We start from the raw sequence: 12045 nt of genomic DNA on the forward strand, positions 1-12045 counted from the left end.
CCATTGCGCCGCCCGGGATCGGAACTTCCGTGCCGACAATATAGACAGGCAGATCAAAGCCGGATTCAGCGGCTGCTTTTTCTGCAACTTTGGCAAGACGTGCTGCACGTTCAGCGGTCACGGCATCAGGGAGCGCTACTGGTTCACCGGCACAGCCCATGGAGGTGTCGAGGTGGATTTTGGTGAAGCCTGCACGAACAAAGCCATCCATCATCACTTCGGACTTGGCCATGGCTTCTTCAGCAGACAGATGCTTCCAAGGATTTGGGCCGAGGTGATCGCCACCCAGAATAAGGTGCTTGGTATCAAAGCCGAGACGCGCTGCGATGTCTTCGACAAAACGGCGGAAATCGGCCGGTGTCATGCCGGTATAGCCGCCATCCTGATTGACCTGATTGCAGGTGGCTTCGATCAGAACGTCGGTCTTGGTTGCAATGCCTTCAAGAAGAGCTGCTTCGATAACCAGAGGATGAGCCGAGCAGATCGAGGTGATGCCTCCACGCGCACCGCTTGCATAACGGGCGGGAAGTTTGCTCAAGGTCTGAGTGCTGCTCATAACAAGACTCCGTTTTTTGCGATGAATGCATTGATTTCATCCATCGTTGATGTGCCTTCCATCGGCCCTTTGACACCGACCGCGCGCGCGCCTGTCGCGTTGGCTATCGTCAAAGCTTCCTTTGCTGCGATACCGCGCAACCAGCACGTGACGAAGGCTGCGCCAAAGCTGTCACCTGCGCCGGTTGGATCAATTTCATCCACCTTGAATGCTGGTGCTGTGACGTCGCCAGACTGGTCGAAATAGCTTGCGCCTTCCGCGCCACGCTTAATGACAATTGCCTTGATGCCACGAGCGAGGAGCTCCTCGATGGCTGCCTTTTCGTCAAAAGCCTTGGTGAAAAGGAAGATTTCAGGCCCGCTCGGCATGAACAAATCGGTATGTTCGAGTGCGTGTACGAGGGCGTCGCGCATACCTGGAAGATCAAGCATTTCCTTGCGGATATTCGGATCAAATGAGACCGTGCCGCCTTTCGCTTTGATGCGCAGCGTTGCCTCGTGGATAGCCGTGACAATGCCCTCCGAGAAAAGCGCTGAGCCCATGATATGAAGATGATCAGCGGTCTCTATCAACTTTTCTGCTTCAGGTGTCAGCGCAATCGCGCTGCATGCACTGTGCTTGATGTTGAAGATGAAATCGCGATTTCCATCGGGGCGATAACGCACGAAAGCGCTGCCAGTGGCAGCTGTTGGATGCACGCTGATTGCTGAAACATCGACGCCATCTGTTTGCAAACGTTCGATGTTGAGGGTGCCAAAGTCGTCATTGCCAACGGCACTGACAATGCCACAGGGTTGCCCCATCTTGGCTGCCTGGTCAATGAATATCGCCGGTGCGCCGGAGGCAAAAGGGCCAATCAGCGGGATGGCGCTTTTGAAGCCGTTGCCGGTTTCGATAGCCATGATCTCAACGAGGATTTCGCCGATTGTGATGATCTTTTTCATAGGAGCACCAAGTTATGTTCTGACGGATTTCGAGCGGACATCAAGCCAGACGGCGACGAGAATGACCACGCCCTTAACGATGAGCTGATAAAAATATGGCACTGACAGCATGTTCATGCCGTTGTTGATGACGCCGATGATCAGTGCGCCAAGGATTGTGCCAACCATGGTGCCGACACCGCCGGCAAGCGATGTGCCACCCAGAACCACAGCTGCAATCGCATCAAGCTCGTAGCCCATACCAGCATTGGTCTGCGCCGATGATAAACGTGATGAGAGCAGAATACCGCTGATCGCGGCCATGACGCCCGAAAGCATGAAGACGAGGATCTTGATGCGATCGACCCGAATGCCGGAATAGATCGCTGCTTCCTTGTTGCCACCCGCCAGATAGATGCGTCGGCCAAAAACTGTTTTGGAGAGCAGAACATAGTTGACGAGAAGTAGAACACCGACGATCCAGATGATGATTGGCAGACCGAGCCAGCTCTCAGAACCGATTGCGAGCCAGATTTCATTCTCGATAATTTCCGGCGCACCGTTGGTGGGCAGGCTGACCATGCCGCGATAGATGCCCATTGTTGCGACTGTCACAATGAAGGACGGAAGCATGAGCTTTGCGGAGAGCACACCGTTCAGTCCGCCCATGATGGCGCCGGCCGCGAGAGTGAAGATAACCGTTGGCGCAAAACCGAAGCCCATGGAAAATGCCTGTGCCGCCACCATGCCAGCGACTGCAATGATTGAGCCGATGGAGAGGTCAATTTCACCGAGCAGGATCACATAGGTCATGCCGTAGGCCGCAACAGCGATGACCGCCACCTGCTGCATGATGTTCATGACATTGTTGAACGCGACAAAGCGAGGGTTCAACATTGCAAAAACAATGCAGAGAACGGCCAGGGAAATGACAATGCCGCCATATTGACGGATCATCGGAGAAGAGAAAAGCGAACGACGAATTTCTGCATCTGTGGCTTTTTTCTGAATATCTTGTGGGTTGCTCATTGATGCATTCCTGCTGCGTAGCTCATGACGGTTTCTGGTGTGAGGCCATCTGCGTCGAGTGTTGCGGCGACATGCTTGTTATGCATGACGACAACGCGATCACTCAGTCCCAAAACTTCTGGCAACTCGGACGAAACCATCAGGATTGCCGCACCATGGGCGGCAAGTTCACGGATGATGCGATAGATTTCAAATTTTGCGCCGACATCGACGCCACGGGTCGGCTCATCCAGGATGAGGATTTTGGGCTTCATCTGAAGCCACTTCGCCAGCACAATCTTCTGCTGATTGCCACCACTAAGCGAACCCGCAGCTGTGTCAATGGAAGCGGTCTTGATCGCCAGCCTTAGCACTTCAGCTTTTGCGCTCGAGCGTTCAGCGGCGGAACGCATCATACCAAAAGGTCCGGCGAGTTGCCCGAGAGCAACCATGTTGATGTTGCGTTCAACGCTTTGCGGCAGAACAAGGCCTTCTTCTTTGCGATTCTCGGTCACAAAAGCGATGCCATTGGCAATCGCTTGTGCTGGAGAGACAAGAGTGATTGATTTTCCATCCAATAAGATCTCGCCGGTTGGATGGAGCATCCCAAAGAGTGCCTTCATCACATCCGAACGGCCAGAGCCAACAAGACCAAAAAGCCCTAGGACTTCGCCCGGTTTCACTTCAATTGATACATTGTTGAATTTGCCCGGAACGGAAAGCTGGTTGGTTTTCAGGATGGGAGGAATGATTTTTGACGGCGGCGGGGCTTCACGCGGGGGATAGATGTCGTTCATCTCACGACCGACCATCAAGGCAATCAGTTTTTCAATGCTGGTCTGGCTTTTTTCAGTCGTTGTTACATATTCACCATCGCGCACGACGGTAATGTCGTCGGACAGTCGCATGATTTCTTCCATGCGGTGGGAAATGTAGATGACGGCTGTACCGCGCGCTTTGAGCCGTTCAATGACGGTGAAAAGGATCTCGGCTTCGCTGTCAGAGAGCGATGATGTCGGTTCGTCTAGAATGACGACGTCAGCCGGTTGGCTCAACCCCTTGGCGATTTCAACCAACTGTCGCTGCGCAATCGATAGATCGCCGACTTTGGCACGCGCGTCGACGGGCAGACCGAGTTCTGCAATGAGCTTGCTGGCTTCGGCGTTGAGTTCTCGTTCACGGATAAAGCCAAAGCGGCTAGGCTCATTGTTTGCCAGAATGTTCTCGGCGACCGATAGGTTGCGAGACAGGCTTAGCTCTTGGAAAACGATTGAAATGCCACTGGCGCGTGCGCCGCGCGGGTTCTGGGGCGCGTAAGGGGCGCCCTTGAGCACAATCGTGCCTGATGTTGGTTTAAAGACACCGGCAAGGATTTTCATCAGGGTGGATTTGCCGGCACCGTTTTCGCCTAGCAATGTATGCACGCGCCCGCGCCGAACAGTCAGGTTCATGCGCTTGAGTGCAACAACAGGGCCAAATGTCTTGGCGACATTGCTGATTTCAAGCACAACATCCTGATTGGTCGCGGTCGCAGAATTGATAGCGGTCATCGGAAATCTCCGCTCTCCATTTGAGGTCTGTATTTGTTACGCTTGAAAATGCCCAACAGACAGCCTTGTATCGATCATGTGCTGCGGCGGCACGGACGCGTGGTGAGCGTCGTGCCGCCGCGCACGAAAGCGAAATGACGACTGGGAGGAGATGCCGTCATTTCACGCGGTTTTACTTGGTTTCGCCGTCCTTGGTGACAACGCCCGGTACGATTGGCTGCTTTGCAGGAACCTCTTCGCCCTTGATCACCTTGACTGCGGTTTCAACGGCAACCTTGCCCATTTCTTCGGGATACTGCGCAATCACCCCGACCATGATCGGGTCGTTTTTAACCGCGTTGCGGGCTTCTTCCATACCATCAAAGCCGATAACCTTGACCTGCTTTTCGAGCTTTGCAGCTTTTACAGCGGAAGCGGCTGCGAGAGCGGCGTCATCGCCAAAGCCAAAGATACCTACAATGTCTGGATTGGCTTGAATGATGTTCTGTGCTGCTGCCAAGGCTTCCGAACGGGTGATACCAGGCTGGATCGATACGATCTTGATGTCTGGATGATTTGCGATTGCCTTTTTGAAGCCTTCGACGCGGTCCACCACCGATTGAACAGTCGGGTATTCAATCACAGCAACATTGCCTTTGTCGCCAATCGATGTTGCCATCAATTCGCCAGCCTTTTCCCCGCCAGCAAAATTGTCGGTACCAACAAAGGAGGTCACATCAATATTGTTGGCTGGTACGTCAACTGTAATGACCTTGATACCCGCTTTCTGTGCCTTGGTAATGGCCGAGCGGACGCCCTTGCTGTCGACGGGCGAAATGATGATCACATCGACGCCCTTGGTGATGAAATCCTCGACATCCGCCAGCTGCTTGCTCAGGTCCTGATTGGCAATGGAGACTTCCAGCGCAACGCCCTCTGTGGTGGCCTGCTTCTTCATCGCCTCGGCGAGGGAAATGTAGAAGGGATGCTGCTGGGTGAGTAGCGATGCGCCAATGCCTTCGGCGGCGGCGATACCGCTGAGCATTGCCAAGGCAACGCCAGAGAACAGAATACGGCCGAGCGACTTACGAAACATGATTTCCTCCGACGAGAACCGGGCTGTCCGGCTCCTCCTGATGATTGGGACCTCCGCGCAATCCGTGCGGCGTGGGCACCGGACCGGTGACCAGGTCGTGTGGAAGGCAGGCTCCGTGCGTGGCTCACGCGAGCCGAATATAGACATGCGTAAGCTTGTTCCGGGAGTCAATATAAAAATTGTCGCGTGTAAAAAAGCGGCTGATTTTTTCCCGGGATTTCACAACGAAATCACGGTGTTTCTGGCAGGGTTATGCTGGGATTGCCGGGCAGACATCACAAACGCGGTTGCTTCTGTGTTAAAAAAATTTTACGCATAGAAAGAAATATGCCGCTGGAAAAATGACTCGAGCGGATCGGGAAGAATGCGCAATGGGTGGTCACAAGATCCGGACGATGGAGGAATTCGCGGCGGCCAGTGGGCTTTCGCGGCCAACCGTTTCGAAATATTTCGACAATCCCGAAAGTGTCAAGGCCTCGACCCGCGCCCGCATTGAACAGGCGCTCAAGGACCATAATTACCAGCCCAATATATTTGCGGTCAGCCTCAATCGGAAAAAGCCCAAGAATATCGGGGTGATTGTTCCGCACATCTCCGATCCCTTCTACGCTGAAATCATCCGTCAGATCGAGATGCGCTGCCTTTCCGAAGGCTATTGGACGATTGTTCTGTCATCGCATGGTGACCGCAAGCTGGAAGCGCGGGCAATGCGCACATTAATGTCGCTGAAAATTGCCGGCGTGCTGATGGCGCCGCTCGGATTTGATACCGACACCAAGCTGCTGGCCAGTCTGTCCAACGCCATGCCGATGGTGTTTCTGGACAATCGGATTGGCGAGGATCAGCCGTTTGTCGGCACCGATAATCGCCAGAGCATTGGCAATATAACCGAATATTTGTGTCGGACGGGCGAACATCCGTGCTTTTTGGAAATGCCAGCTGTCAATCAGAATGCATTGGACCGGCGTTCTGCTTATATTGCGACGATGGAGCATCTGGGCGTCGAGCCGATCGTGCTGCCGATGGCGGCCCGCAACTGGAATTTCGAAGAGCTCGGCTATTGCGAGGCCGGGCGAATTCTTGATCGCGGTGGCTTTCCGACGCGCACGGTGCTTTGTGCCAATGATCGGCTGGCATTCGGTGTCATCGCGGCCGCCTTTGAAAGACGCCGCCATGTCGGCCGCGAGGCCGGTTGCGATCTGCGGGTCGCCGGCCATGATGATCATCCGCTCAGTCGCTTCACCTGTCCGCCTCTGACCACGGTGGCGCAGGATTATCGCAATATCGCGCAATTGGGGCTCGATATGCTGTTTTCGCGTATTCATGCGCAGGAGAGTGGCGCGGCGGTGGAGACCGAGCTGCGCAGGCTCGACAGTCACCTGATCATGCGTGGCTCGGCCTGATCGGTTCTATGGATGTCTTGATCTGATGGTGTCGCGGGATGCAGTCTTTCAAGGCGTATTTCTCAACCAGGCCACCTCCAAGAATTTTCTTATTGAAACATCGTTTTTGCTGTTAGCATTGTGAGAAGGCAGGCAAGAGAAAGCCTCGCTTGACAAGCCGCATGGGACTGTTCATAAATTTTACACATGTAAGAAATTTGCTATGCATTCGTAAAGGAGGAGACGAAATGCGAACCAAATCTTATCGTGCAGGACTGATTGCATCGGTGGCAATATTGGCCATTGGATGTGGAGCGGCGAGTGCTGAGGAACTCACCATCGCCACAGTCAACAATGCTGACATGATCATCATGCAGAAGCTGTCGTCGGAATGGGAGAAGGAAACCGGCAACAAGCTCAATTGGGTGGTTTTGGAAGAAAACGTGTTGCGTCAACGCGTGACCACCGACATTGCCACCAAGAGTGGACAGTTCGATATCATGACCATCGGTGGCTACGAGGCGCCGATCTGGGGCAAGGCAGGCTGGCTGCTTGAGGTCGGCGATCTTGGTGATGATTATGATTATGATGATCTGATCAAGCCGGTGCGCGCGGGTCTCACCGTGGATGACAAGCTTTACGCCGTGCCCTTCTATGCTGAAAGCTCGTTTACCCTTTACCGCAAGGATCTGTTTGAAGCGGCTGGTCTGACCATGCCTGAGGCGCCGACCTATGCGCAGATCAAGGAATTTGCCACCAAGCTGACCGACAAGTCGAAGGAACAATATGGCCTCTGCCTGCGTGGCAAGCCGGGCTGGGGCGAAAACATGGCCTATCTTGGCACGCTGGTGAACACCTATGGTGGTCGCTGGTTTGACGAGCAATGGAAGCCACAGATCAATTCGGATGAATGGAAGAAGGCGATCAATTTCTACGTTGATCTGATGAAGGAAGCAGGCCCTCCCGGAATTACCTCCAATGGTTTCAACGAAAACCAGGCCTTGTTCTCGACCGGGCATTGCGCGATGTGGATTGACGCGACCTCTGCTGCTGGCCGCATCTATGACAAGACCCAGAGCCAGGTTGCCGATAAGGTCGCCTTTACCAAGGCGCCCGTTGAAGTGACGCCGAACGGTTCCGCCTGGGCATGGTCATGGAACCTTGCAATCCCGGCCTCGACCAGCAAGGCGGAAGCGGCGAAGTCGTTCCTCAAATGGGCCACCTCGAAGAAATATGTCGAACTGGTCGGCGAGAAGGAAGGCTGGGTCGCGGTTCCCCCGGGCACCCGTCAATCGACCTATGCCAATGAGAACTATAAAAAGGCGGCGCCGTTTGCCGAGACCGTTCTCAAGGCGATCGAGTCTGCCGATCCAACCAAGCCGACCAAGGACCCGGTTCCCTATACAGGGATCCAGTTCGTAGCGATCCCGGAATTCCAGGCGATCGGCACCATTGTCGGTCAGGCGATCTCCTCGGCTGTTGCGGGTCAGCAAACTGTTGATGCCGCACTTGATGGCGCCCAGCGTCAGGCAGAGCAGATGATGACGCAGGCCGGTTACATCAAGTAGACCGGTCCCGCACCCCGATCCTGCCGCTTGACTTCAAATCGGGCGGCAGGTCGTTGTACCGCAAGGCTCATGAGCATGGGGAACAGGATTGTCAAACGGTTCTGCCTCCCAAAATGCTCAGAAGGCAACCGAAGAGCGGCCCGACGATGCCGCTTAACCGTCACTGCTCTTGGTGGAGTGAGAGCAAGAACGGGAAGGGAGGGGCATTTCATGCCATCTAGCAATGTGGCCGTTGCCGGCACCAAGTCTCGTTTTACACCCAGATCGCGTCGGACCATTCGGACCGGCCCTCTGCTTGCGCCTGCTGTTATCCTGCTGCTTTTATGGATGATTGTCCCACTGGCGATGACGCTGTGGTTTTCATTCCAATATTACAATCTGATCAATCCCTTCGTGACAGGCTTTGCCGGTGTCTCGAATTACGCTTTCCTCCTCTCCGCCCCCGGACTGTGGTCGGCAATTGCCAACACTTTGATCCTGCTGGGATCTGTGCTGGCAATATCCATCATCCTGGGCGTGTTGTTTGCCGTCATTTTTGACCAGGATTTCTTTGGCAAGAACATTGCGCGGCTTCTGGTTATCGCGCCGTTCTTCGTGATGCCGACCGTCTCGGCCCTGATCTGGAAAAACCTGTTGATGCATCCGGTCAATGGCTTCTTCGCCTTCATTTCGCGCAGTCTTGGCCTGCCGGTGGTGGACTGGTTTTCGCAGTTCCCGATGGCGTCCATCATCATGATCGTATCCTGGCAATGGGTGCCATTTGCGACGCTCATTCTGATGACGGCCATGCAGTCGCTCGATCGCGAGCAGATGGAGGCGGCGCGGCTGGATGGCGCGAAAGGTCCGGCGATGTTCTATTACATCATTCTGCCGCATCTTCTGCGTCCGATCTCCGTTGTCATCATGATCGAGACGATTTTTCTGCTGTCGATTTTCGCAGAAATTCTTGTCACCACCTCGGGCGGTCCTGGCATTGCCACCACGACGCTGACCTATTTCATCTATCTTAAAGCGCTGTTGCAATGGGACATTGGCGGAGCATCGGCGGCGGGCGTCATTGCCATTGTGCTTGCCAATATTGTTGCCTTTTTTCTCATTCGCACCGTTGCGCGCAACCTGGATAGTTAGGAGGCTGCGATGGCTCAAAAAAGACGTAAATTCAACCAGGCCACTGTCGCAGCCGGGATCATCGGCTGGGTGGTTGCGCTGCTGATGTTCTTTCCGATCCTGTGGATGCTGATGGCGGCGTTTAAGACCGAGATTGATGCGGTGGCTCCGCCAAAGCTGTTGTTCTCGCCAACGCTTGAAAACTTTGCAGCGGTCAATCAGCGGGCCGATTATCTCCGCTATGCGATGAACAGCGTGGTTGAAAGCCTGGGCGCGACCATTCTGTCGCTGATCATCGCGGTGCCTGCGGCTTATGCAGCGGCGTTCTTTCCGGGAAAGCGCACCAAGGATCTGCTGCTGTGGATGCTGTCGACCAAGATGCTTCCCGCGGTTGGTGTGCTGGTGCCGATCTATCTTCTGGCGCGCGACAGCGGCATGCTGGATACCCGCACCGGTCTGATCCTCATCTTCACGCTGTCCAATCTGCCGATTGTCGTCTGGATGCTTTATTCCTTCTTCAAGGAGGTGCCGCACGAGATCCTGGAAGCCAGCCGCATGGATGGCGCCAAGGTCGGACAGCAGATCCGCTATCTGTTGCTGCCGCTCAGTCTGCCGGGCATTGCGTCGACCGCGCTGCTTTCCATCATTTTATGCTGGAACGAAGCCTTCTGGAGTCTCAATCTGACGGCGTCTCAAGCCGGGCCCCTGACGGCGTTCATTGCGTCCTTTTCATCGCCGGAAGGGCTCTTCTGGGCAAAACTCTCGGCGGCGTCCACGCTCGCCATCGCCCCAATTCTTGTCTTTGGTTGGATTACGCAGCGCCAGCTGGTGCGCGGTCTCACCTTCGGCGCCGTGAAGTAAAGGGAACCAAATGGCTACGCTTTCTTTTCATAACGCGACAAAATCCTATGGCAATGTCGATGTCATCCAGGGCGTCGATCTCAATATTGAAGACCGGGAATTCGTGGTCTTTGTCGGTCCGTCCGGCTCGGGAAAATCAACGCTGCTGCGGATGATCGCCGGCTTGGAGGAAATCACCGGCGGTGATCTGACGATTGACGGCCAAAACTGCAATGATGTGCCACCTGACGAACGCGGCCTGGCGATGGTTTTCCAGACCTATGCTTTGTATCCCCATATGAATGTGCGCGACAATATGGGTTTTGCCCTCAAGCTTGCAGGGGTGTCCAAGACCGAACGCGAGCGCAAGGTCGAGGAGGTGGCAAGGACGCTTCAGCTCGACAAGCTTCTCGATCGCAAGCCGCGCCAGCTCTCCGGTGGTCAGCGTCAGCGTGTTGCCATAGGCCGCGCAATCGTGCGCGAGCCTAAAATCTTCCTGTTTGATGAGCCATTGTCCAACCTCGATGCTGCGTTGCGCGTTCAGATGCGCATCGAGCTTGCGCGTCTGCATGACCGTTTGAACGCAACCATGATCTATGTGACGCATGATCAGGTCGAGGCGATGACGCTCGCAGACAAGATCGTGGTGCTGCGCGATGGCCGGGTTGAACAGATGGGGTCGCCGCTCGAACTTTATCATCATCCGGTCAATCGCTTTGTGGCCGGGTTTATCGGCTCACCGACGATGAATTTCATCGATGTGAAGGTTAAGTCCACCGGCAGCGACGGGGTGACGGTTGAACTGAGCAATGGCAATACCGTCACGGTTCCGGTTACGGCCGCTGGGATGGAACCGGGTGGCGCGCTGGTTCTGGGGGTTCGCCCGGAGCATCTTCATCCGGCGGATGACGGCATTCTGGATGGTGAAATCATGGTGGTGGAGCGGCTGGGCGGGGAGACCTATCTTTACGTCCAGAACTCTGCAGCCAAGGAGCTGATTGTCGCTGAAGCCGGTGGCAGCAGCACGGCGCGCACGCATGAGACCGCCCGACTTGGTTTCAATCCAGCGGATGCACATCTCTTCAAATCGGATGGTCTGGCATTGGAGCGTCGAGAGCGGCATCCGCTTCTGTTGTCTGAAAAGAAAACGCATCGTTAGAGCGTGCCATGCGCTGATTTCGATCCCGCGCATCCAGTCCGAAGGCCTGTTGGCACTGGCGGGATGCGCTTTGACTGCACGCAATAATTTTCCGGAGAATTCTCATGAGACTGAAAGATAAGGTTGCCCTCATCACCGGCGCTGCACGCGGTATTGGTCTTGGCTTTGCTGAAGCCTATGCGCGTGAGGGGGCCAGGGTGATCATCGCCGATATCAACATCGAACGCGCAGAGGAAGCGGCGAAAAGCCTGGGTGATGGGGTGACAGCGGTGAAGCTTGATGTCACCAACCTTGCAGATATTGAAAAGGTGGTGGCCGCAGTCGACAAGGAATATGGTGGCATCGATATTCTGGTCAATAATGCTGCGATTTTCGATATGGCGCCCATCAATGCCATTACCGAAGAGAGCTATGAGCGTGTTCTTGGCATCAACCTCAAAGGCCCGCTGTTCATGATGAAAGCGGTGTCGAATGTGATGATCGCGCGGGGTCGTGGTGGCAAGATCATCAATATGGCAAGCCAGGCAGGGCGCCGCGGAGAGGGGCTGGTGACGCTTTATTGTCTGTCAAAAGCAGCAATCATCTCGGCTACACAATCGGCCGCCCTTGCACTGGTCAAACACAATATCCAGGTCAATGCGATTGCACCCGGCGTCGTGGATGGCGAGCATTGGGATGTGGTTGATGCGAATTTTGCCAAGTGGGAGGGCTTGAAGCCGGGCGAAAAGAAGGCTTCAGTTGCGAAGTCTGTTCCGATTGGCCGCTTTGCAGACCCGGAAGACATTACCGGCATGGCGATTTTCCTGGCTTCGTCGGAAAGCAATTACATCCTCGCCCAGACATTTGGTGTCGATGGCGGAAACTGGATGGCTTGAGC

The 12045-nt window shown here is 54.9% G+C and carries 11 protein-coding genes; 6 read left to right on the plus strand and 5 right to left on the minus strand.

What is annotated here, in order from left to right; genetic code table 11:
• The 5 genes from RT142_RS12715 to RT142_RS12735 form a co-directional block, all read right to left on the minus strand.
• A partial coding sequence (locus RT142_RS12715) for a class II D-tagatose-bisphosphate aldolase non-catalytic subunit (protein ID WP_313028992.1) occupies positions 1-556 on the minus strand: 556 nt, incomplete at its 3' end.
• A complete protein-coding gene (locus tag RT142_RS12720) occupies positions 553-1500 on the minus strand; it encodes a sugar kinase (RefSeq protein WP_313028995.1) in 948 nt (315 codons plus the stop codon). The genes RT142_RS12720 and RT142_RS12715, both read right to left, overlap by 4 nt.
• 12 nt (positions 1501-1512) lie before the next feature.
• Positions 1513-2436, minus strand: coding sequence for an ABC transporter permease subunit (locus RT142_RS12725; RefSeq protein ID WP_313029247.1), 924 nt, complete (start codon positions 2434-2436; stop codon positions 1513-1515).
• 68 nt (positions 2437-2504) lie between these two features.
• Positions 2505-4037, minus strand: coding sequence for a sugar ABC transporter ATP-binding protein (locus RT142_RS12730; protein ID WP_313028999.1), 1533 nt, complete (start codon positions 4035-4037; stop codon positions 2505-2507).
• A 172-nt stretch (positions 4038-4209) separates the two neighbouring features.
• Positions 4210-5112 (minus strand): substrate-binding domain-containing protein, encoded by a 903-nt coding sequence (locus RT142_RS12735; RefSeq protein ID WP_113487771.1) that lies wholly within the window; start codon positions 5110-5112, stop codon positions 4210-4212.
• Positions 5113-5483: 371 nt separating this feature from the next.
• On the opposite strand from RT142_RS12735, the gene RT142_RS12740 reads away from it, so the two are divergent.
• The 6 genes from RT142_RS12740 (at position 5484) to RT142_RS12765 (ending at position 12043) form a co-directional block, all read left to right on the plus strand.
• A complete protein-coding gene (locus RT142_RS12740) occupies positions 5484-6515 on the plus strand; it encodes a LacI family DNA-binding transcriptional regulator (RefSeq protein WP_007881134.1) in 1032 nt (343 codons plus the stop codon).
• Positions 6516-6742: 227 nt separating this feature from the next.
• A complete protein-coding gene (locus RT142_RS12745; RefSeq protein ID WP_007881132.1) occupies positions 6743-8062 on the plus strand; it encodes an ABC transporter substrate-binding protein in 1320 nt (439 codons plus the stop codon).
• A gap of 210 nt (positions 8063-8272) precedes the next feature.
• Entirely contained in the window at positions 8273-9190 is a 918-nt protein-coding gene (locus RT142_RS12750; RefSeq protein WP_313029005.1) for a sugar ABC transporter permease, read from the plus strand.
• 9 nt (positions 9191-9199) lie between these two features.
• Complete coding sequence (locus RT142_RS12755) at positions 9200-10030, plus strand: carbohydrate ABC transporter permease (RefSeq protein WP_113487777.1); 831 nt, start codon at positions 9200-9202, stop codon at positions 10028-10030.
• A 10-nt stretch (positions 10031-10040) separates the two neighbouring features.
• A complete protein-coding gene (locus RT142_RS12760) occupies positions 10041-11168 on the plus strand; it encodes a sn-glycerol-3-phosphate ABC transporter ATP-binding protein UgpC (protein ID WP_313029010.1) in 1128 nt (375 codons plus the stop codon).
• A 104-nt stretch (positions 11169-11272) separates the two neighbouring features.
• Positions 11273-12043, plus strand: coding sequence for an L-iditol 2-dehydrogenase (locus RT142_RS12765; protein WP_094544047.1), 771 nt, complete (start codon positions 11273-11275; stop codon positions 12041-12043).
• Positions 12044-12045 lie beyond the last annotated feature (2 nt).

Source organism: Brucella sp., from assembly GCF_032066345.1.
In the GTDB taxonomy this organism is placed as follows: Bacteria; Pseudomonadota; Alphaproteobacteria; order Rhizobiales; family Rhizobiaceae; genus Brucella; species Brucella pseudogrignonensis.